Source organism: Xanthomonas graminis pv. graminis (assembly GCF_030168915.1).
In the GTDB taxonomy this organism is placed as follows: domain Bacteria; phylum Pseudomonadota; class Gammaproteobacteria; order Xanthomonadales; family Xanthomonadaceae; genus Xanthomonas_A; species Xanthomonas_A translucens.
The window spans coordinates 1,313,985-1,336,787 of record NZ_CP076255.1 but is presented as its reverse complement, the minus strand read 5'-3'; the positions used below and the strand labels follow the sequence as shown (position 1 = coordinate 1,336,787).

Genomic DNA, 22,803 nt, shown 5'->3' with positions numbered 1-22,803 from the left:
ATGACCCAGCCGCACCGCCGTCCCCGTTCCGCGCCGCGCGCGCGCCTCCCCGCCCGGCTCGGGCTGCTCATGGCATTGGGCGTGCCGCTGCTGGGCCAGGCGGCGGTGCCGGCGACGCTGTCGCTGCAGCAGGGCTGGCAGGTGCGGCTGGCGCCGGGCGAGGCGCATGCCAAGGAGTTTCCGAAGGCCGCGCAGTGGCTGCCGGCGCAGGTGCCTGGCACGGTGCAGACCGACCTGATCGCGGCCGGGGTGGTGCCCGATCCGTTCTATCGCGACAACGAAGCCAAGATCCAATGGGCCGGGTTGAGCGACTGGCAGTACCAGACGCACTTCAAGGCCGACCCCGCGCTGCTCGCGCGCGAGCACGTGGAACTGGTGTTCGACGGCCTGGACACCTTCGCCGAGGTCTACCTCAACGGCAAGAAACTGCTCGCCGCCGACAACATGTTCCGGCAGTGGCGGGTGGACGCCAAGCCGCTGCTCAAGCGTGGCGACAACCTACTGGAAGTGCGGCTGTACTCGCCGATCAAGAAACTCCAGCCGTGGCTGGCCAAGCAGCCGTACGCGCTGCCCGGCGCCTACGACTCGGCATTCGGCGACGAGCCCGTCGCGCGGCACAGCTCCACCTACGTGCGCAAGGCGCCGTACACCTTCGGCTGGGACTGGGGCCCGCGCATCGTCACCGCCGGCATCTGGCAGGACGTGCGCGTGGACGCCTGGGACGCGCTGCGCGTGCAAGGCCTGCACATCGCCCAGCAACGCGTCGATGCGGACGCGGCGCAACTGCTCGCGCAACTGGAGGTGCAGGCCGGCCGCAGCGGCGAGGTGCAACTGGAGCTGGACGTGCTCGGCCCCGACGGCCAGCGCGTGGCGCAGCTGAGCCAGAAGGCGGTGCTCGATCCCGGCAGCAACACGCTCACCGTGCCGGTACGCATCGCCAGGCCGCAGCGCTGGTTCCCGGTCGGCTACGGCAAGCAGGATCTGTACACGTTCAAGGCGCGCCTGCGCGACGCCGCCGGCGACAGCGACGCCACCCAGCGCGTCACCGGCCTGCGCAGCGTCGAGCTGCGCCGCGACCAGGATCAGTGGGGCAAGGGCTTCGCCATCGTGGTCAACGGCATCCCGGTGTTCGCCAAGGGCGCCAACCTGATCCCGTTCGACAGCTTCCCCAGCCGGGTCGATGCCGCGCGCATGCACGGCATCCTGCAATCGGCGCGCGACGCCAACATGAACATGCTGCGCATGTGGGGCGGCGGCCACTACCAGCCGGACAGCTTCTACGAGGACGCCGACCGCCTGGGCATCATGATCTGGCAGGACTTCATGTTCGGCGGCGCGATCCCGCCCTACGACGTGGCGTTCCGCGAGAACACCCGCGCCGAGGCCGAAGCGCAGGTCAAGCGCCTGGGCGATCACCCCAGCATCGTCATCTGGTGCGGCAACAACGAAGTGCAGACCGGCTGGGAAAACTGGGGCGACCGGGTCAAGTTCAAGCAGTCGATCGATCCGGAAGAACGCAGCCGCATCGAGCGCGGCATGACCACGCTGTTCGGCACCGTGCTGCGCGAGGCGGTGCGCAAGTACGACAGCGACACCCCGTATTGGGCCACCTCGCCCGGCACCGACTTCGACGGCGCCGCCGACCAGCCCGACGACGGCGACATGCACTACTGGAAGGTCTGGGGCGGCCCGGCGCTGCCGGTCACCGAATACCTCAACGTCACCCCGCGCTTCATGTCCGAGTACGGCCTGCAGTCGTTCCCGGAGATGCGCACCATCCGCGCCTTCGCCGAACCCGGCGACCTGCAGCCGGAATCGCCGGTGATGCGCGCGCACCAGAAGTTCGACAAGGGCAACGGCAACCAGCGCCTGCTGCTGTACATCCGCCGCGCATTCGGCGAGCCCAAGGATTTCGAGAGCTTCGTCTATCTGAGCCAGCTGATGCAGGCCGAGGGCATCGCCCTGGCCGCCGAACACCTGCGCGCATCGCGGCCGCAGTCGATGGGCTCGCTGTACTGGCAGCTCAACGACGTGTGGCCCGGCGCGTCCTGGTCGAGCCTGGACTACTTCGGCCGCTGGAAGGCGCTGCACTACCACGCCAGGCGCTTCTACGCGCCGGAACTGATCGCCGCGCTGCGCAACGACACGGGCCAGACCGAGGTGACCCTGGTGTCCGACCGCACCGTGCCGCTGGCCGCGCGCTGGCGCATGCGGGTGATGGACGTGTCCGGCAAGGTGCTGAGCAAGAGCGAGAAGCCGGTGACCCTGGCGCCGCTGTCCAGCCTGCGCGTGGGCAGTTTCAGCGATGCGCAGCTGCTGCGCCGCGCCGATCCCAAGCGCAGCTTTGCGGTGTTCGAGCTGCTCGACGGCGCGCGCGTGCTGTCGCGCAATCTGGTGTTCTTCGATGCGGCCAAGCACCTGCACTTGCCCAGCCCCGACATTCGCAGCGAACTGCGTGCCGATGGCGACGGCTACACGCTGACCCTGACCAGCACCACCCTGGCGCGCGAAGTGTGGCTGGCGTTCGGCAACCTCGACGCCACCCTGTCCGACAACGCCTTCGACCTGCTGCCCGGCGAGCCGCTGCGCGTGCACGTGCGCAGCAGCGCGACGCTGGAGCAGCTGCGCGGCGCGCTGCAGGTGCGCGATCTGGCCGGCACCCTGGCCGGTGCGCCGTCCGAACCGGCAGAGGCGAAGTGATGCGGAAGACAGCACCGCTACGCGAGGACATCCGGGGAACGATGCGCGATGGCGCGCGACGCGATGCGGACAGCACACGGTCGCGGCTGAAGCCGCTCCTACAGGGGATTTTGCGGGGGGTGTACGTGCTTGGGTTGGCCACTGCGCCGCTCGCCCATGCCGACGACGCCGACGACCGCGCCGCCGCGCTGGTGGCGAAGATGACCCGCGAGGAAAAGGTCGCGCAGGCGATGAACGCCGCGCCGGCGATTCCGCGCCTGGGCGTGCCGGCCTACGAATGGTGGAACGAGGGCCTGCACGGCATCGCCCGCAACGGCTACGCCACCGTGTTCCCGCAGGCCATCGGCCTGGCCGCCACCTGGAACACCGCCCTGCTCGAGCAGGTCGGCACGGTGACCTCGACCGAAGCGCGCGCCAAGTTCAATCTCGCCGGCGCCCCCGGCAAGGACCACCCGCGCTACGCCGGGCTGACCATCTGGTCGCCGAACATCAACATCTTCCGCGACCCGCGCTGGGGCCGCGGCATGGAGACCTACGGCGAAGACCCGTATCTCACCGGGCAACTGGCGGTGGGCTTCATCCACGGCCTGCAGGGCGACGACCTCAGCCACCCGCGCACCATCGCCACGCCCAAGCACCTGGCCGTGCACAGCGGCCCGGAGCCGGGCCGCCACGGCTTCGACGTGGACGTGTCGCCGCACGACCTGGAAGCGACCTATACCCCCGCGTTCCGCGCCGCCATCGTCGAAGGCCGCGCCGCTTCGGTGATGTGCGCCTACAACGCGCTGCACGGCACCCCGGCCTGCGCCGCCGACTGGCTGCTCAACGGCCGCCTGCGCGGCGACTGGGGCTTCACCGGCTTCGTCGTCTCCGACTGCGACGCCGTGGACGACATGACCCAGTTCCATTATTTCCGCGCCGACAATGCCGGCTCGTCCGCCGCCGCGCTCAAGGCCGGCCACGACCTCAACTGCGGCTACGCCTACCGCGACCTGGGCAAGGCGATCGCGCGCGGCGAGGCCGACGAAGCGCTGCTCGACCAGTCGCTGGTGCGGCTGTTCGCCGCGCGCTACCGGCTCGGCGAACTGCAGCCGCAGCGCAAGGACCCGTACGCACGGCTGGGCGCCAAGGACGTGGACAGCGCCGCGCACCGCGCGCTGGCGCTGCAGGCCGCGCAGCAATCGCTGGTGCTGCTGCAGAACCGCAACGCCACGCTGCCGCTGAAGCCAGGCCTGCGGCTGGCGGTGATCGGCCCCAATGCCGACGCGCTGGCCGCGCTGGAAGCCAACTACCAGGGCACCTCGGCCGCGCCGGTGACGCCGCTGCTGGGCCTGCGCGAGCGCTTCGGCGCCGCGAACGTCAGTTACGCGCAAGGCGCGCCGCTCGCCGCCGGCGTGCCCGGCATGATCCCCGAGACCGCCTTGCGCAGCGACGGCAAGCCCGGCCTGCGTGGCGAGTATTTCGACAACGTCGATCTGGCCGGCACCCCGCGCACGCAACGCCAGGACCGCGTGGTCAGCTTCAACTGGGACCACGTGGCGCCGGCCAAGGGCGTGGACAAGGACCGCTACGCGGTGCGCTGGAGCGGCGAGCTGCTGCCGCCGGGGCCGGGCGACTACACCCTGGCGGTGCGCGTGGCGCGCTGCTTCGATTGCGCCGGCCACGATCCGGTGCGGCTGTACATCGACGACCAGCTGGTCGTCGCCGGCAACGCCGAGGACAAGCACGTGCCGGCCGGCATGCACAACGCCGACGGCCGCAACGTCGAGACCCTGCTGCACTTCGACGACACGCGTCCGCGCCGCATCCGCCTGGAACTGGAGCACCGCGGCCAGGACCAGGGCCTGCGCCTGGAATGGCTGGCGCCGGCCGCGCCGCAACTGGCCGAAGCCGAACGCGCGGTCGCGCAGGCCGATGCGGTGGTCGCCTTCGTCGGCCTGTCGCCGGACGTGGAAGGCGAGGAACTGCGCATCGACGTGCCCGGCTTCGACGGCGGCGACCGCAACGACCTGGCCCTGCCCGCGGCGCAACAGACGCTGCTGGAACGCGCCAAGGCCAGCGGCAAGCCGCTCGTGGTGGTGCTGATGAGCGGCAGCGCGGTGGCGCTGAACTGGGCCAAGCAGCATGCCGACGCGATCGTCGCGGCGTGGTATCCGGGGCAGTCCGGCGGCACCGCGATCGCGCAGGTGCTGGCCGGCGACGTCAACCCGGGCGGCCGCCTGCCGGTGACCTTCTACCGCTCCACCAAGGACCTGCCGGCCTACGTCAGCTACGACATGAAGGGCCGCACCTACCGCTACTTCAAGGGCGAGCCGCTGTTCGCGTTCGGCAGCGGGCTGAGCTACACCCGCTTTACCTACGCCGCGCCGCAACTGTCGGCCACGACGCTGCAGGCCGGCGCGCACCTGCAGGTGCGCACGCAGGTTCGCAACAGCGGCACGCGCGCTGGCGACGAAGTGGTGCAGGTGTACCTGGAATACCCACAACGCGCGCAGTCGCCGCTGCGCAGCCTGGTCGGCTTCCAGCGGGTGACGCTGCAGCCGGGCGAAGCGCGCGACGTGGGTTTCGAGCTGACGCCGCGGCAGCTGAGCGATGTCGATCGCGCCGGCCATCGCGCGGTGCAGCCCGGCGCCTACCGCGTGTTCGTCGGCGGCGGCCAGCCCGGCACCGGGGCGCCCGGCGACGCGGCCGCGTTTTCGATCCAGGGCAGCGCGCCCATTCCGCGGTGACCAGCGAATGCGCCGCACCATCGCTTCCTGTAGGAGCGGCTTCAGCCGCGACCGGGCCTTACCGGTAACGCCCGGTCGCGGCTGAAGCCTCCCCTACAGAAACAACGCATAGACCGCCTCGCGCCGCCACGCACACCGACAGACCAGGAGTTCCACATGCCCTCCCGCCGCGATGTCCTCCAGTTGCTCGGCAACGCCGCCGGCGCCGGCCTGCTCGCCAGCGCCGTGCCCGGCTTCGCCGCGAGCGGCGCATCCGCGACCGGCTTGCCCAGCAAGCGCCCACCGCCGGCGCAACGGCGCTTCGTCAGCGCCGCAGTGGAAAAACACCTGCGCACGGTCAAGGCCGGCATCGGCGATCCGCACCTGGCCTGGCTGTTCGAGAACTGCTATCCGAACACGCTCGACACCACCGTGGAAGCCGGCACCCGCAACGGCAAGCCGGACACCTTCGTCATCACCGGCGACATCGAGGCGATGTGGCTGCGCGACTCCTCTGCACAGGTGCATCCATACATCCCGCTGGCCAAACGCGATCCCGCACTGCGGCGCATGTTCCATGGCCTGATCCAGCGCCAGGCCGCCTGCATCCAGCTCGATCCCTACGCCAACGCGTTCCTGCCCGACGGCAAGAGCCAACGCCTGAAATGGTCGGTGGCCGACATCACCGAGATGAAGCCCGGCGTCGGCGAGCGCAAGTGGGAAGTGGATTCGCTGTGCTACCCGATCCGGCTGGCGCACGCCTACTGGCGCGCCAGCGGCGACGCCGCGCCGTTCGACGACGACTGGCGCGCGGCGATGCACGTGGTGGTCAAAACCTTCCGCGAACAACAGCGCCTGCACGGCCGCGGCCCCTACACGTTCCAGCGCCCCTCGCCGCTGGCCACCGAGACCTTGGTGCTGGAGGGCTACGGCCAGCCAACCAGGCCCAACGGCATGATCCACTCGATGTTCCGCCCGTCCGACGATGCCTGCGTATATCCGCTGTTCGTGCCGGCCAACCTGTTCGCGGTGACGGCGCTGCGCCAGCTGGCGACGATGAGCGAAGCGCTGCACCACGACGCCGCCTTCGCCGGCGACTGCCGCGCGCTGGCCGACCAGGTCGAAACCGCCACACACACATTCGGGCAGATGCGCGACGCCGACGGCCAGCCGTTCTGGGCCTACGAAGTGGACGGCTACGGCAACCAGCTATTCATCGACGACGCCAACGCGCCGGGCCTGCTGAGCCTGGCCTACCTGGGCTGCTGCGACCGCCGCGACCCGCGGTTCCTGCGCACCCGCCAACTGGCGTGGAGCGAGCGCAACCCGTACTTCTTCAAGGGCCGCGCCGCCGAAGGCGTCGGCGGCCCGCACGCCGGGCTGCGCATGATCTGGCCGATGTCGATCATGCAATACGCACTGGCCAGCGACGACGACGCGCAGATCCGCCAATGCCTGGCCTGGCTGAAAAACACCGACGCCGGCAGCGGCTTCATGCACGAAGCCTTCGACCAGGACGATCCGAATAAATTCACCCGCGACTGGTTCGCCTGGGCCAACACCTTGTTCGGCGAACTGATCATCGACCTGCACCAGCGCAAACCGCATCTGCTGCAAGCCTGACCACCCCACCACCCCCTGTAGGAGCGGCTTCAGCCGCGACCGTGGCGTTACCGGTAACACCGGGTCGCGGCTGAAGCCGCTTGTGTCTGGAGATTGCTCTACAGTTTGAGTGGAGAGCGATGTGCGGCACGCCGACAGGCCGTAGTGTTCAAGCACGTGTAGGAGCCAGGGCGGCCGCACATCGACCTCGTTGCCTAGCCCGAACAGTTGAACGAGCGTTCGCTCGAACTTCACAAGCGTGGGCAGCGACGAGGTGGCTCTCTCCTGTCCCCCAGTCTACCTAACGCTTATGCCTCTTTGGATCGGTATCGATGTGGCCAAGGACACCTTGGCCGTCCACGTGCTTCCCCTGGACCAGTTGCTGTCCTTTCCCAATACCGCCCAGGGCCACCAGCGCCTGTGCGACCACCTTGCCGGGCACTGCGTCGGCAACGCGCTGCTGGAGGCCACCGGCGGCTACGAACGGGCGGTGATGACGGCACTGGCCACGGCAGGGATCCCGGTGACCCGGATCAATCCGCGCCGGGCACGCGCTTTCGCCACGGCCTTGGGCACAACCGCCAAGACCGATCCGCTGGATGCGGCCTTGCTGGCGCGCATGGCTCACCTGGTGCAAGCGCCCGCGCCGGCTCCCGATCCCTTGCGTGAGCAACTGCGCATGCTGGTCCAGCGCCGCGAGCAACTGGTCCAGCAACGTGACGACGAGCGCCGTCGCTTGCATCAGGCGACCCTGGCCATGGTGCGCGCGTGCCTGATCGAGCAGATCGGCGACGTGCGCCGCCGTATCCAGCGGATGAACCAGGCGATCAAGCAGGTGCGGTGCCAGCTCGACGATGCGCTGGCGCACGCCCTGGGCACGGTCCCGGGCATCGGCGAGGTCACCACCGCCAGCCTGATGGCCTATCTGCCCGAACTGGGGACGCTGGATCGTCGCCAGATCGCGGCCCTGGTCGGCCTGGCTCCCTACAACGTGGACAGCGGGCAGCACTGCGGCAAACGCCGCATCCGCGGCGGGCGTGCCACGATCCGACGAGTGCTGTACATGGCCTGTTGGAGCGTTGTGCGCACTCAAGCCTCCTTCAAGGAGCGTTATCAACAGTTACGGGCACGCGGCAAGCCCGCCAAGGTCGCCATCACCGCATGCATGCGCGTGCTGCTTATCCGACTCAACGCCATGGCACGAGATCGCACACCATGGCGTGAGGTTATCGGATGAGAAGACAGTTGCTCCTACACAAACACCATCCCGTCTCCGCTGCACACCCAAGGACAGCACCATGGCCACACGACGCGGTTTCCTGCAGGGCGCCATCGCCCTGGCCCTGTTCGGCAGCAGCGGCATCGCCCGCCTGGCGCAAGCGCGCGCCGGCAACTACGCGCTGCCCGCCGACGCGCGCGCCAAGGCCGAGTTCACCCGCCATGTCGACGTGTTCATCGGCACCGGCGGCCACGGCCACACCTTCCCCGGCGCCACGCTGCCGTTCGGCATGGTGCAGCTGAGCCCGGACACCTACAACGCCGTGTGGGACTCGTGTTCCGGCTATCACGAATCCGACGGCTCGATCATGGGCTTCTCGCACACCCACCTGTCCGGCACCGGCATCGGCGACATGCTCGATTTCCTGGTCGTCCCCGCCACGGGCGAGGTCAAGCTGGTCCCCGGCACCCTGGAAAATCCGGATACCGGCTACCGCTCGCGCTACGACCACGCCGACGAAGCCGCCTCGCCCGGCTACTACCGCGTGCGCCTGAAAGACAGCGGCGTGCACGCCGAGCTGACCGCCACCGCGCGCGCCGGCCTGCACCGCTACCACTTCCCCAAGGGCAAGCCGGCACACCTGCTGCTGGACCTGTGCCACGGCATGCAGGACAAACCGGGGGTCGCGACCCGGGTCAGCGACGCGCACCTGCGCATCGTCGATGCGCGCACCCTGACTGGCGGGCGCCGCGTGTACCAATGGGCGACCGGCCGCTACCTCTACTTCGCCATGCGCCTGTCGCGGCCATTCGCCACGGCCCAACTCTACTCCGAAGACAAACCGCTGGCCGCTGACGCGCACCAGGCTGATGGCACCCACCTGAAGGTGGCGCTGCACTATCCCGATGCGGCCGACGCACCACTGCTGGTCAAGGTCGGCATCTCCGCGGTCAGCGCCGACAACGCCCTGGCCAACCTCGACGCCGAACTGCCCGACTTCGATTTCGCGCGCGTGCACGCCGCCGCGGTGGCCGCGTGGGAGAAGGAACTGGCGCGGGTGCGCATCGACAGCGACGACGACGCGCAACGCCGCATTTTCTACACCGGCCTGTACCACAGCCTGCTCGCGCCCACCCTGTTCAGCGACACCGATGGCCGCTACCGCGGCATGGATTTGAAGGTGCACCAGGCGCCCGCCGGCTACCACAACTACAGCACCTACTCGCTGTGGGACACCTACCGCGCCCTGCACCCCTTGCTGACCCTGGTGCAGCCCGAACGCGTGCCCGACCTGGCGCAATGCCTGGTGCGCGGCGCCAACGAATGCCCGGACGGCGTCGGCATCTGGCCGCTGCAAGGCGTGGAAACCGGCTGCATGATCGGCTACCACTCTGCCGTGGTGCTGGCCGAAGCGCACGCCAAGGGCTTCACCGGCATCGACTACACCGCCGCCTGGCCGGCCTACCGCAAGCGCGCCATGGACGACACCACGCACGGCCTGGACGAATACCGCAAGCGCGGCTACATCCCCAGCGACACGGTGGACGAAGCGGTCAGCCGCACCCTCGAATACGCCTACGACGACTGGGCGGTGGCGCACCTGGCGCAGGCCGCCGGCGCCGCCAAAGAGGCAAGCGCCTTGCGCGAACGCTCGCGCAACTACCGCAACGTGTTCAACCGCAAAAGCGGCTTCGTGCAGCCGCGGCTGAGCAACGGCGACTGGGCCGCCCCGTTCGATCCGCGCGCCATGGGCCACATGGCGAAGTGGCACGACTTCACCGAATCCAACGCCTGGCAGGCCACCTTCCTCAACCAGCACGACCTGTACGGCTACATGGACCTGTTCGGCGGCCGCGACGGCTTCCTCGCCAAGCTCGACGAACTGTTCGCCACCAGCTCCGACCTGCCGGCCGGCGCCCCGCCGGACATCGACGGCATGGTCGGCCAGTACGCGCACGGCAACGAACCCAGCCACCACGTCGCCTACCTGTTCGCCTACGCCGGGCAACCGTACAAGACCCAGGCGATGGTCCGGCGGCTGCTGCGCGAGCAATACCACGACGCGCGCAACGGCCTGTCCGGCAACGAGGACTGCGGGCAGATGAGCGCCTGGTTCGTGCTCAGCGCCCTGGGCTTCTACGCCGTGGACCCGGTCAGCGCCACCTACGTGCTCGGCAGCCCGCTGTTCAAGCGCGCCGACGTCGATGTCGGCCACGGCCGCACCCTCAGCATCGTCGCCCACGACAACAGCGCCGCCAACGTCTACATCCAGCGCGCCCGCTGGAACGGCAAACCCTACACCCGCAGCTGGCTGCGCCACGCCGACCTCGCCGCCGGCGGCACCCTGGAACTGGAGATGGGCCCGAAACCCAACCCCGAGTTCGGCGCGGCCAAAGCAGATTTGCCGCCCTCTTTCGAGTGATAAGCACTACTCCCTGTAGGAGCGGCTTCAGCCGCGACCGAAACGCACCGATAACGCCCGGTCGCGGCTGAAGCCGCTCCTACAAAAACCCCAACTCACCACCGCCAGAGATCCCCACATGCTGCGCCACTCCCTGTCCGCCCTTGCCCTGTCGCTCCTGCTCTCCCTCCCGGCATCCGCACAGCCGACGCACGCAGCCACCTCCTGGCCCGCCGTCGCCACCCAGGGCGACCACTTCACCCGCGACGGCAAGCCCTACCAGATCATCTCCGGCGCCATCCACTTCCAGCGCATCCCGCGCGCCTACTGGAAGGACCGCCTGCAGAAAGCGCGCGCCATGGGCCTGAACACCGTGGAGACCTACGTGTTCTGGAACCTGGTCGAACCGCGCCAGGGCCAGTTCGACTTCAGCGGCAACAACGACCTGGCCGCCTTCATCGACGCAGCCGCCGCACAAGGCCTCAACGTCATCCTGCGCCCCGGCCCCTACGTCTGCGCCGAATGGGAAGCCGGCGGCTACCCGGCCTGGCTGTTCGCCGAACCGGGCCTGCGCGTGCGCAGCCAGGACCCGCGCTTCCTCGCCGCCAGCCAGGCCTACCTCGACGCCGTCGCCGCGCAGGTCAAGCCCAAGCTCAACCGCAACGGCGGCCCCGTCATCGCCGTGCAGGTCGAGAACGAATACGGCTCCTACGACAACGACCACGTCTACATGCAGGCCAACCGCGCCATGTTCGTCAAGGCCGGCTTCGACAAGGCCCTGCTGTTCACCGCCGACGGCGCCGACGTGCTGGCCAACGGCACCCTGCCCGACACCCTGGCCGTGGTGAACTTCGGCCCCGGCGACGCCGAAAAAGCATTCCAGAGCCTGGCCAAATTCCGCCCCGGCCAACCGCAGATGGTGGGCGAATACTGGGCCGGCTGGTTCGACCAGTGGGGCGACAAACACGCCAACACCGACGCCAAAAAACAAGCCAGCGAATTCGAATGGATCCTGCGCCAGGGCCATTCGGCGAACATCTACATGTTCGTCGGCGGCACCAGCTTCGGCTTCATGAACGGCGCCAACTTCCAGAAGAACGCCAGCGACCACTACGCCCCGCAGACCACCAGCTACGACTACGACGCCGTACTCGACGAAGCCGGCCGCCCCACCCCCAAATTCGCCCTGTTCCGCGACGCCATCGCCCGCGTCACCGGCGTACAGCCCCCCGCCCTGCCCAAGCCCATCCGCTTCGCCGAACTACCGGCCACCCCGCTGCGCGAATCGGCCTCGCTCTGGGACAACCTGCCCGCGCCGGCCGCCACCACCGACACCCCGCAACCGATGGAGCGCTACGGCCAGGCCTACGGCTACATCCTCTACCGCACCACCGTCACCGGCCCGCGCAAGGGCAGCCTGTACCTGGGCGACGTGCGCGACTACGCCCGCGTCTATGTCGATCGCAGCCTCGCCGGCAGCGCCGAGCGCCGCTTGCAGCAGGTGGCCGTGGACGTGGACATCCCGGCCGGCCCCCACACCGTGGACGTGCTGGTGGAAAACGGCGGCCGCATCAACTACGGCGCGCACCTGCCCGACGGCCGCGCCGGCCTGGTCGATCCCGTGCTGCTCAACGGCAAGCCGCTGACCGGCTGGCAGACCTTCTCCCTGCCGATGGACGACCCGAGCAAGCTCACCGGCTGGACCACCGCCAAGGTCGACGGCCCCGCCTTCCACCGCGGCACCGTCAAGATCGGCACGCCCACCGACACCTTCCTGGACATGCAAGCCTTCGGCAAAGGCGTCGCCTGGGCCAACGGCCACAACCTGGGGCGGCATTGGAACATCGGGCCGCAGCGGGCGCTGTATGTCCCGGCGCCGTTCCAGCGTAAAGGCGAGAACAGTGTGATCGTGTTCGATCTGGATAGCGCGGCGGAGGCGAGCGTGCGTGGGGTGAAGGGGCAGGTTTGGAGTGCGCCGGGTAACTGAGTTATCTGCGGAACGCGCCGTCCGGTACGTCTGGATGGCGCGGCATCAAACAACTTGTCTACCAATTAAGGCCGCCGGCGGTTCCGCCGAGCGGCCTTTAACTTGTGACGGCTGTCGACAAGTGGTAGCGTCGGCCGTATGCGGGGATGCACTGGGAATAGCGGCGGGGTTACACATAGGGATTATGCAAGAGAGCGAAAGATCGGAGCTAGAATACATACCAATCCAACAGCCAGTGGTATCTGTGCGCTAAACAAATTTTTATACGCTTTTTTTGAATAAATAGCAGTTAGCCATTAGGGGAATGGTACATGGCAACCAGAACACTGAAAAGCCATGCGATCGCGACATCTCTGATGCGTCTGCAGGAGCTACTCAACGATCCTGCGCTGCAGTCGCCAGACGTAGCATCCGACGAGCAGGCTCAGTTCAATCGCGACAAGCTTCAGAACATTACGAAGAGCCTGCGCTCACTCGTCAATCAGAGTACGACAACGCTGGTGTCGGAGACTGCGCTCAACCAGATGAATGCGAATCTGCAAGCCCCCATCTCTGAGCTCACGGCCTTCGTCACTAATCGCAACATGGGCCATCTCGCTAATGCAGTAGCGCAAGTCGATCAGAACGTTCTGAAATACACATGGGCGTTCACCCCTAAGGTCAATCCGCTATCAAAGGCTGATATTGGCGAACTCATAGATTCTCTTCAAGAGCGTTCGCGCCAGACAATTGAGCAACTAAACAGCCAGCGAGAACTCCTCGAAGCTCGTGTCTCCGAAGTCAATCAGTCCCTTCTCCAACAAGAAGCAAGGCTGACGGAGATGAAAGAAGCCCAAGCACTGTCGAAAGCCGAGATGGCCGCATCGTTAGCAAATCTCGAGATAGTTTTCAACAAGGCGGAGTTGCAGCGGGATAGCTCTTTCGCAGAGCTCGTGAAGGAAGCTAAGAGCGAACTTGAGCAGGCCCAAAAGGACTTTACTGAAACCTCGCAAGGCTTCATGACGGCACTGGAACAACACAAGCATGAGGCGGAAAGAATCGTACAGGCAGTAGGAGACACGGGTGTAACCGGAAACTATCGCATTATTGCAAACCAGGAGTCTACTCAAGCCAATCGGTGGAGATGGATAACGGTTGGGTTATTCGCGTGCGGGCTTTGCATGGCCGTCGCAACATTCTATAAGTTTTATCACGAGCCAGTGAATGCGACCAATACCCTCGCAATCGCCGTTCGCTTGCTTTATGCGCTAGCGATCGCAGCTCCTGCCTTCTATACCGCGCGAGAGTCAGCCAGACACCGAACCAATGCAGATCGAGCACGTCAGACGGAGCTTGAGCTCGCATCCCTGGGGCCATTCATCGAGCTGATGGAAGATCGAGACAAGGAAGAAATCAGGAAGTCCCTCATTCCCACCTACTTTGGCCGTCAGGTGGACGCGCATGAAATCAAGCCGTTGCCAGATGTCAGCGTGAAGCCTAAGGGGTAACAAGTTAAACCGACACCACTTCACTGAAAAACGGGGCCAGAGTAAATATCTAATTCAAACGCATATTTCCTCCGGTCCCGTTTTCAACTGCGCAACAACAGGGAAAATATATGAACCACTCAATTAAAAATTCCGAGTTAACGTTTGTTGAAAATGAGTTCGGCACTGTGACAAACAAGCGTGTCATGTATTACCGCAATAAAGGCTGGCTAAGTGGCGGGTCGCGCGAAGATATACCACTTCAACATGTAACCTCAGTCCGTCTCGATATATCACGAAGTATCATCGCCGGCCTATTTTTTCTATTATTGGGCTTTGTCATGCTTGGCGCTGAGGGCGGCTTTAAGTTTATAGGATTTTCCCTTCTAGCCTTGGCGTTTGTATTGCTTTGGGGTTCACCTCTCGTAGTAGTGAACACTGCAGGTCGTGACCTCAACGCCGCCAAAGGTTGGCCGTGGCAGCGCAAGAACGCAGCGGAATTCGTAGAGGCTTTGCGTACTCAGCTGTTCAACCGGAGCGAAACCTGACAACCGAACAACGGGGCAAGATTAAATATCTAATTCAAACGCATATTTCCTCCGGCCCCGCTTTCTATTAGTCGACTTAATTCAGGCTTTAGCGCTCACAGGTGAGGTTATCGATGGCTCGCAAGTCCGGAGGCGGCTCTCTCCTCATTCTGTTGGTCGGCATCGGCTGGGTCATGTCCAAGTGCGGCGGTCCTGCCAGCAACAACACACCTGATCGCGCGCCGCTATCATCATCTCTAGCTATTGCAACTCCTGCTGTCTCATCGACAGAGACGATGTTTGTAAATGCCGCCGTACTCAACCAACGCTCAAGTCCTGATGGATCTGTCGTAGGTAAGGCCTCAGGTGGAGATTCTGTGAACGTCTACGAAAGGCGAGGCAACTGGGCAAGGGTCTCCCCTGACAATTCGGCACAATTGTGGGTGTCCCGCTCTCATCTTTGCTCTGGGGCAGGATGTTACAACCCAACATTACCACGCACTCGGAGCAGCGCGCCGCCAAAGCCGTCGCGATCTAACTACAGTGACGGTACATGTCCTTGCTCTGGTAATCGTGTTTGCATCGGCCCGCGCGGTGGCCGCTATTGCATTACGTCTGGTGGCAACAAGAGGTACGGCGTGTGAGCGCTACACTCGATTCAAGCCGAACCCGCTTCGCGGGTCGGCTCAATTCACGCGTTAGCTGCCACAAGAATCACCGACGCTAGATAACGGAGTCTAGATAACGGGGTCAGTTTCACCTACAAAGCGCATCTTCACGCTACAGCTCCAAACCAGTTGACATTCCTCAAAACCAGTAGCACCATTCCCTCCAAGGAGCGTAGAAACTCCTCTCATAGCGGCACCCACCTCCGTCAAACCGGTGGGTTTTTTGTGCCTGTCCGCAGGCACACTCCGACGCGCTGTCTGCGTCGGGAGGGCGGCGAATACAACACCCTTCGGGGAAATAAGCCCGCCGGCTATGAGCGGTTTCTAACCTCCCGACATCCCGTCGCCGTTCGGCGCGGGTTCCTGTCTGACAAGGAGGCTGTGCCATGCGTCAACCGTCATCCCGTCGTGCCCCTGCCCGCCCCACGGCTGCCCGCAAACGTGCAACGCGCCAGCCGCAACCCAGTCCCCCACCCGAGCCCAAGCGGGCCTGGTGCCTGCGGTACATCGAGCAACCGCTCACGCCGATGATGCCGGTGGAAGCGGCCGCCGCCGCCATCGCCGCCGAGCTGGCCCGCCCGCCACGCGCGCCGCGCCGCCCGCGCGCGCCCACGCAGTGCACAGTGGGCTATGGCTACTACCCCGCCAGCCACCAGCACGTGCCGATGTTGCGTTTCCGCGGCCGTTGGCTGGAACAGCTGGGCTTCGCCATCGGCCAGACGCTGCGCGTGCAGGTGCGCGACGGCGAACTGGTGGTGAGCGTGGCCCGCGAAGACTAACGCGGCCATCGCCCCATACTGGAGGATCGCTCAGATGGCGTGCAACCGCTTCGTCTTCGGCATCACGCTCGACCAGGCCGATGCGCTCGACGGCCTGATCCGCACCATCGCCGCACATGGCGACATCCTCGCCGCCGGCACGGCGCCCTATCTGGATCCACGCACGCTCCCCGCGCTGGGAGAGGCCATCTACACCGCCGCCCGCGCGGCGCGCGGCATCCTGGACCAGGTGGGCGCGCAAGCGCTCAAGGACATGAGCGCCCGGTAGAGGCGCTACACAAGCTGCTGACCGGGACGCCGGCGAACGTCACGCAAATCCGGAAGCGCACGGCCGGCTGACCTCGCGCCTGCGCCAGCCCACACCGCCCAAGGCCGGGATTCCGGTCTTGGGCCTGCTGCCATCTGCGCGCCTGCTGCCAGGCGCTTGGCCGCCGCCAGCACCGCGCCTAGTCCAAGAGCCGGCCAGCGATCGGCATGGAGCGCTCCGCGGCGCGCCGCTCCCCTGTGGCGTACTTCACACACAGCAGGTCCAGCATCCCCCCACCCTGCGGCGCGCTCAAGCGGCGCTCGCGGATGCAGGCACCGCCTTGCGCAAGCGCGCACGGATTGCGCGGCCTATCGCCCCGTATCCGGCGTGCAGACAATGCGTCGGGCGATACTCCAAGGTGGCGCGCACCGTAGACGATTTTTTTGTCCAGATGTTCGCGGCCGGCGCCGTGTGGCTGTTCTGGCTAGACTACTAACTGAATAATAAAGGGGAGTGAAAGCGCATGACCTCTGGGAATCATCAAAAAGGCAGTCCTGCTCGTCTGCACGTGGCCGGGCGGCTATCGCATTTTAGGGCCATGAAGACAAGCACGGCGTTTCTTGTCTTCGCTCTGGCTGCATGTCAGCAGGCAATGCCCATTGCTGTGTCTGCGGCCTCATCGCAGAAACCCAGCGGACAAACCGCTTCAGCGTCTACTTCTGGCCCCGAAGATTTTAAACTTTCGGTATCACCAGGTGAAAGTGGGACATATCGAATACATGTTGCGAATACTGACGGCAGAGAAGTTCAAGTGATTGACGGGCCGGAGGGCACCCCTCCCTACGATACCGCATCCCTTCTAAAACTCGAAGATTTTACGGGAGATGGAAATCCAGACATCCTCGCACGCGGTCTATCGGCAGGCGCTAGCGCACTGATGAGCGAGTCAATCTATGTGTATGACGCCAAATCAGGCCGATTTCTCGACGCCGAACTTTTCAAAAATGATGGTGAGGTTACGAAGACAGACCCAGGATGCATAGCGGTTGAGCATCGCAATCCCGATAACATGACTTATTCAAAAGACCAGTATTGCTGGCAAGGCAAGTGGATCTTTAAAGGAAGCAAGCAATAATGCCATTCGACCAGGAACGCTATGAGCAGCTTCGCGCGCAATTGGTGGATCGCAATGAAGCCAACGTAGAGAATGTTGGCAACAAAGGGGCCAGAGGAAATATGCGTTTGACATTGATATTTCCTCTGGCCCCTTTGTTACCGGTGGGAAGGTCGCTACAAGGCGTGCCTAGTCGACAGCGAGGACTCTGTGCTGCGCTGCTACCGCTATATCGAGCTAAACCCCGTGCGTGTAGCAATCATGGACAATCCGGCGCGCTATCGCTGGTCCAGTTGCCAGTCAAATCTCGGCCTGCGTACGCATTCGGCCCTGCATCGACATCCTGCCTTCCTGGCACTTGGCGCCGATGCACTCCAATGCAGCCACGCCTACCGCAGCCCACTGCACGAAACCCTGGCCCCGGAGGAGGTGGACGCCATCCGCGCCTAACTGCAACAGCAATGCGCGCTCGGCACCAACACTTTCCAGGCCATGGTCCAAGCAAAGACCCAGCGCTTGGCAGGCATCAGGCCCGCATACCGCCCGCGCAAAGCAGCCAACTCAAACGGCAAGTGAACCTGACCCTGAGGTTTCTCAAACCCATGGCAGTAACGTTGATTTGAATCCATACGCGACATAGCGCAACTTTCGCACATACGCTCGAGTATCCACGGGCATGTAATGCACGTGTGACATACGACCTAAAGGCATGCATGCCTCATCACAATTCCACACCACGATATCCAGAGACGCGTCGAACTTGCACTACCGTCTCTTGCGCATCATCACACCGTTAGCGCACTGTGGTCGTGTCGCACCGTTGCGCTACGAACATACTGGTGCAGTGGCGCGCTTTCGTTTCACTTCATCGTGTTGGTTTACCCGGCGGATTCAACTCCGATTCGCAACGCTGTTGAGGACCTCCTCGGAGAAGACTTCGAGGGGCGTTTTGAATCCGAGTATCTTGCGCGGACGATTGTAGAGTCGCTGTTCGATCCATCGCAGGTGCGCATCGGTGATGGTGCTGAAATCGATGTGTCGTGGCAAGTACTGGCGCGTCAATCCGTTGGCATTTTCGTTGCTGCCTCGCTGCCATGCGCAGTACGGATCTGCAAAATAGAAGTCGCTCTGCAAGCAGGCGGCAATGAGCCGATGATCGGCGAATTCCTTGCCGTTGTCGGCGGTGAGGGTGTGCACCGTGTGGCCTAGGCCGCCCAGGCGCTGGACGATGGCGTTGCGCACGTTCTCGGCGGTGCCGTCAGGCGAGTAAGCCAGCAGATGCAGGCGACTGCGGCGTTCGGTCATGCTGACCACCACGGCCTTTCCGTGTGAGGCCCGGAGGGTATCCAGCTCCCAGTCGCCGATGCGGCTTCGCTGCTCCACCACGCTGGGGCGCTGTGTCCAGCTGCGCCGATGTGTCAGCTGTCCGCGGCCATCGCGCACGCCCCGCCGACGGCGCTTGCGGCGGCGCTTGCGTAGATGCGTGAACAACTGGCCACCGCGCTTGTGGTCAGCGTAGATGTGCCGATAGATCCATTCGTGACTGGCCAGGCCGGTGCGACCGGCAATCTGTTCCGGGCTGAAGTCCTCGCTCAGCAGGACCTCGATCTGTGCGATGCGCTCAGCGTCGATGCGTGGACGCCGGCTGGCCTGCGTGCGCCGATGCTCGCTGATGCGCTGTGCGTGATCTGGCAGATAGTGCCGAGCGTGCTGATTGCGGCGCAGTTCGCGGCTGATCGTGCTGGGCGCGCGCTCCAACGCATCGGCGATGGCCCGCATCGACATCCCGGTTTCATATAACGCATGCAAACGGTATCGTTCGGCCTGGTCCAGGCGGCTGGATGACATGGGCAACTCCACTTGGCGGTGAAGTCGCTCAAGTCAGGTCGCCGGGCCACTTCACAACCGTTGGTGTTGCGAATCGGAGTTGAAGCCGCCCCCCCATAAGAGAAAATTTGATGAACAGACGTTTTCTAGCAGTGACGATGTTTCTGGGCTTGAGTTGCACTACCACGTCCATGGCATTGGCCGCTGAGCAATGGATATCGTTTTCGAACCAGCAGAAGACCAGGATCACGTCAACACAACGGCTTACGCCAATCACGATCGACGAGTCGCAAGCCTACGCTGATGCAGCGGCAGGTGGGCTTTGGTTGCCGCTGCCTGACGGCCGACGCGTCTACGCTAAAACGGTCTCGCAAAGCACCCAGGACAACCAAAATTGGACCTTTGTCGGCACAGTCGCCACCGATAAGCAAAGCGTAGTGATCACCTTCGGCCGCAACGCAGTCTTCGGCTCCATTCCGGTCGGCAATAACACATCGGCTCGTATCGTCACCCAGGCCGGCAAGCTGTATGTCGCCGAGCGCTTGCCAAGAAACATCGTCCGTGACCGCCTAAACGGCAACGACAGGACCATCGAATCTGATTACCTGATTCCCCCCAAGCAACCTGTCAGCGAGCACGATGTACAACATAGTCTGGCACTGGCAAAGCAGGCTGCCAGCGCGACGACTCCGCCGGTGGTCGATGTGCTCGTCGGCTATACCCCTGGCCTGGTCAGCGAGCTAGGCTCGGTGGATGCGGTCAACACCCGCATCAATTATCTGGTCGCCGTCACCAACCAGGCGTATTTGGATAGCCAAGTCAATGGAAGACTGCGCCTTGTAGGTACCCAGCAAGTCAATTACACGGACTTCAGCACCGATGACGCTGCGCTGAAGGATATGACCGCCGCTTCCGGTACGTCGCCCTTGGCAGCACTGCACAGCACGCGCGAAACCGTGGGTGCCGATCTTGTCGCCTTGCTACGCCCGCTCCGGAAAGAACAAGCCGCTTGCGGCATTGCATGGCTGAACGGCGGCGGCCTGCAATCGTACACCGTGAATATGTCGGCATATGGCTATGCCACGATCGGCGACGGTTTCAACGAAGAAGATACCAGTTACTGCGAGGACACTGATTTCGCGCATGAGATTGGCCACAACCTGGGACTGGCCCACGACAAAGCCGATACCTCCGAGCCTGGTGCGTTTACTTATGCTTACGGGTGGCGGCAGACATTGGATGAAGGCAGTTTCAATACGATCATGGCGTATCCCGCCGACGATCAAGTGAGGGCCCCCTACTTCGCCAATCCGCGCATCACGCTGTGCAATGACAACCCGTGCGGCGATGTCAACGAAGCCGACCAGACCAGAGCATTGAATATCACTATGTCCATCGCCGCCGGCTTCAGGCAGACCAAGCAATGAGCCAGGCGTAAAGCACGCCTGCTGCGGGAGCAGTGGCTGCACATGGCTTGCTCCCGCAGGCCATGTGCCGTCCCGGCGTCTGCCTAAGGGATAACTGGGCCAGGTTCAAAGCGCATCTTCGCGCTACAGCCCAAACCAGTTGGCATCCCCCAAAACCAGTAGCACCATTCCCACCAAGGAGCCTAGAAACTCCTCAGAGAGCGGCACCCACCTCCGTCAAACCGGTGGGTTCTTTGTGCCTGGCCGCAGGCACGCTCCGACGCGATGCCCGCGTCGGGAGGGCGGCTAATACAACACCCGCAATGGGAATACGCCCGCCGGCTCTCTGCGGTTTCTAGCCCCCCGACATCCCGTCACCATTCGGCGCCGATTTTTGTCTGCCAAGGAGGCTGTGCCATGCGTCAACCCTCATCCCGCCCTGCCACGTCCCGCAAGCGCGCGCCTCACACGCATCGCCACTGCCCGCAGTGGACGATCGTCGAATCGATGCTCATCCACATGCTGACGCCCGAGCAGATCGCGGCCGCCGATGCCGCCGATCTTGCCCACGCATCGCGCGCGCCCCGCCGTTCACGCCCGCCGCAGAAATGCACCGTCGGTTGCGGCCACTGCGCGAACGGCACGCCCACGCCCTCGCTGCGTCTGGGCGGCCGCTGGTGGGAGAGGCCATCTACACCGCCGCCCGCGCGGCGCGCAGCATCTGGACCAGGTAGGCGCGCAAGCGCTCAAAGCCATGAGCGCCCGGTAGGCGGGAAAACCTCAGGGCCGGAAACCTTAGCGCCAGAGGAAATATCTATTTCAAGCAGATATTTTCTCCGGTCCGATTGCCGCCTCTCCCTTTATGAGCTACAGCGGGATTTAACGCCCGGATTGATGGGATATGCATCTAATTTGGCAACATCCTTGGAGTGCAGGGTAGACACTTGCCTTTCCGCGGATTGACAAAAATTCGCCAGCGCACAAAAGTGAGGTGGTAAACAACGCGGCCAGACCGGATTGAGCGTCGACGACGCAGCGCTTTATTAGCGCTGCTTTGCTAACCAGCAACCCGGCACCGTCCGTTACAATTATTCTTCCGACCCGCCCTATCTCTTGATTTTTTCTTCTTATTATATCACGAGGAGTAATGATAATGTCCATGCACATGCACATGCACATGCGTCGATATGCTGCCTGCGTTGCGTTGCTTGGGGGTTGCGTCTCGCTGGCGCAGGCCGCGCCGACCTGCAGCAACCCGTTGGGCGAGTGGAAGAACCAGCTGGGTTCCACACTCAACATCACGGCGGTGCAGCCCTCCGGGCAGCTCTCGGGCACTTACATCTCGCCTTCCGGCACCACCGGGTCGCCCTATCCGCTGATTGGCTGGTTTGCCAACCCTATCCCCGGCTCCACGGCGTCGAGCAAACTGCCGGCAATCACCTTTTCGGTGCAGTGGGGCAACTACGGCAGCATGACCGCCTGGACCGGAACGTGCGATGCGTCCGGCGGCGTGCCGACCATCACCACGGTCTGGCACTTGGTGCGCACCGCTTCCCAGTATTCATGGGACCACATGTTGACCAACAGCGATGTTTTCGTACCCAAATGACAGGCTGACGACGCCCGATGGGGATGGGAGTTCGAGACATTCCACGTTCAGGCCTGGAAGCTGTGGCAACGTCGAGAGGCAAGCTTCGCTCCAACAACGGGGCCAGAGGAAGTATCCGTTTGAATCAAATATCTCCTCTGGCCCTGAGGTTTCACCGATTCGCTGGAAGAGCGGAAATTTCGCAATGTGAGTGAATATCGGGCGATATTCGGTTGCAATGCCATTCCATCGACCACTATTGATGAGGTGCTCCATGCTGCCTGCCGCATTGCCGTCCGTGTCGCCTAGAGCGAGAACGCAGGAGATAGATTTAGAAAGCGGTATTGAGTTGACAGAAAGCAATGACGCGCCTTCGCCGCAACGCGCCGACGCGCCGACGCGCAAATCGATGCGCGCTTGCAAGATCTGCAACAACGGCCAGCTCGTACTGCGCCTCGCAGAGCCCAGCCCGCGTTAACGCGTCAGCGGATTGCAAGCTGTGTAGCAGATGTCGCTGGCGTAACTGCAGCGTTAACTGGAATCGCCTCCGTTGCCCCACCCCTG

Annotated in this window: 17 protein-coding genes; 14 read left to right on the top strand and 3 right to left on the bottom strand. The window is 64.2% G+C overall.

What is annotated here, in order from left to right; all coding sequences use genetic code 11:
• The 12 genes from KHF85_RS05795 (at window position 1) to KHF85_RS05745 (ending at window position 17,439) form a co-directional block, all read left to right on the top strand.
• On the top strand, window positions 1-2,700 hold the full coding sequence (locus tag KHF85_RS05795; protein ID WP_284568856.1) for a beta-mannosidase: 2,700 nt from the start codon (window positions 1-3) through the stop codon (window positions 2,698-2,700).
• A gap of 41 nt (window positions 2,701-2,741) precedes the next feature.
• A complete protein-coding gene (locus KHF85_RS05790) occupies window positions 2,742-5,429 on the top strand; it encodes a glycoside hydrolase family 3 C-terminal domain-containing protein (protein WP_284569481.1) in 2,688 nt (895 codons plus the stop codon).
• A 156-nt stretch (window positions 5,430-5,585) separates the two neighbouring features.
• Window positions 5,586-7,031, top strand: a complete 1,446-nt coding sequence (locus KHF85_RS05785) for a glycoside hydrolase family 125 protein (RefSeq protein ID WP_284568855.1) — start codon at window positions 5,586-5,588, stop codon at window positions 7,029-7,031.
• 289 nt (window positions 7,032-7,320) lie between these two features.
• Complete coding sequence (locus KHF85_RS05780; protein WP_284566813.1) at window positions 7,321-8,247, top strand: IS110 family RNA-guided transposase; 927 nt, start codon at window positions 7,321-7,323, stop codon at window positions 8,245-8,247.
• Between the two features lie 61 nt (window positions 8,248-8,308).
• Entirely contained in the window at window positions 8,309-10,651 is a 2,343-nt protein-coding gene (locus KHF85_RS05775) for a GH92 family glycosyl hydrolase (protein ID WP_284568854.1), read from the top strand.
• Window positions 10,652-10,769: 118 nt separating this feature from the next.
• On the top strand, window positions 10,770-12,617 hold the full coding sequence (locus tag KHF85_RS05770) for a glycoside hydrolase family 35 protein (protein ID WP_284568853.1): 1,848 nt from the start codon (window positions 10,770-10,772) through the stop codon (window positions 12,615-12,617).
• A gap of 311 nt (window positions 12,618-12,928) precedes the next feature.
• On the top strand, window positions 12,929-14,104 hold the full coding sequence (locus tag KHF85_RS05765; RefSeq protein ID WP_284568852.1) for a hypothetical protein: 1,176 nt from the start codon (window positions 12,929-12,931) through the stop codon (window positions 14,102-14,104).
• 110 nt (window positions 14,105-14,214) lie between these two features.
• The gene (locus KHF85_RS05760; RefSeq protein ID WP_284568851.1) at window positions 14,215-14,631 is read left to right on the top strand and encodes a hypothetical protein; all 417 of its coding nucleotides are present in this window, start codon (window positions 14,215-14,217) and stop codon (window positions 14,629-14,631) included.
• A gap of 113 nt (window positions 14,632-14,744) precedes the next feature.
• Entirely contained in the window at window positions 14,745-15,254 is a 510-nt protein-coding gene (locus KHF85_RS20595) for an SH3 domain-containing protein (protein WP_409976663.1), read from the top strand.
• Window positions 15,255-15,805: 551 nt separating this feature from the next.
• Window positions 15,806-16,057: a SymE family type I addiction module toxin gene (locus KHF85_RS20715; RefSeq protein WP_003471169.1), complete on the top strand. Its 252-nt coding sequence runs from the start codon at window positions 15,806-15,808 to the stop codon at window positions 16,055-16,057.
• A 34-nt stretch (window positions 16,058-16,091) separates the two neighbouring features.
• Entirely contained in the window at window positions 16,092-16,325 is a 234-nt protein-coding gene (locus KHF85_RS05750) for a hypothetical protein (RefSeq protein WP_053842182.1), read from the top strand.
• 577 nt (window positions 16,326-16,902) lie between these two features.
• Window positions 16,903-17,439: a hypothetical protein gene (locus KHF85_RS05745; protein ID WP_284568849.1), complete on the top strand. Its 537-nt coding sequence runs from the start codon at window positions 16,903-16,905 to the stop codon at window positions 17,437-17,439.
• Window positions 17,440-18,309: 870 nt separating this feature from the next.
• Here the strand turns inward: KHF85_RS05745 and KHF85_RS05740 are convergent.
• Window positions 18,310-19,266, bottom strand: coding sequence for an IS30 family transposase (locus KHF85_RS05740; protein WP_009597007.1), 957 nt, complete (start codon window positions 19,264-19,266; stop codon window positions 18,310-18,312).
• Window positions 19,267-19,376: 110 nt separating this feature from the next.
• Here KHF85_RS05740 and KHF85_RS05735 point away from each other — a divergent pair, with 110 nt between their 5' ends.
• Window positions 19,377-20,672 carry a reprolysin-like metallopeptidase gene (locus KHF85_RS05735; protein WP_284568848.1) on the top strand — a complete coding sequence of 432 codons (1,296 nt, stop codon included), beginning with the start codon at window positions 19,377-19,379 and terminating at the stop codon, window positions 20,670-20,672.
• A gap of 443 nt (window positions 20,673-21,115) precedes the next feature.
• On the opposite strand, the gene KHF85_RS05730 is transcribed toward KHF85_RS05735, so the two are convergent.
• A complete protein-coding gene (locus tag KHF85_RS05730; RefSeq protein WP_284568847.1) occupies window positions 21,116-21,301 on the bottom strand; it encodes a hypothetical protein in 186 nt (61 codons plus the stop codon).
• A 509-nt stretch (window positions 21,302-21,810) separates the two neighbouring features.
• Between KHF85_RS05730 and KHF85_RS05725 the strand changes: the two genes are divergently transcribed.
• Window positions 21,811-22,260 (top strand): avidin/streptavidin family protein, encoded by a 450-nt coding sequence (locus KHF85_RS05725; RefSeq protein WP_409976692.1) that lies wholly within the window; start codon window positions 21,811-21,813, stop codon window positions 22,258-22,260.
• Here KHF85_RS05725 and KHF85_RS05720 read toward each other — a convergent pair.
• Window positions 22,213-22,674: a hypothetical protein gene (locus KHF85_RS05720; protein WP_284568846.1), complete on the bottom strand. Its 462-nt coding sequence runs from the start codon at window positions 22,672-22,674 to the stop codon at window positions 22,213-22,215. The two genes, KHF85_RS05725 and KHF85_RS05720, sit on opposite strands and share 48 nt — an antisense overlap.
• Window positions 22,675-22,803 lie beyond the last annotated feature (129 nt).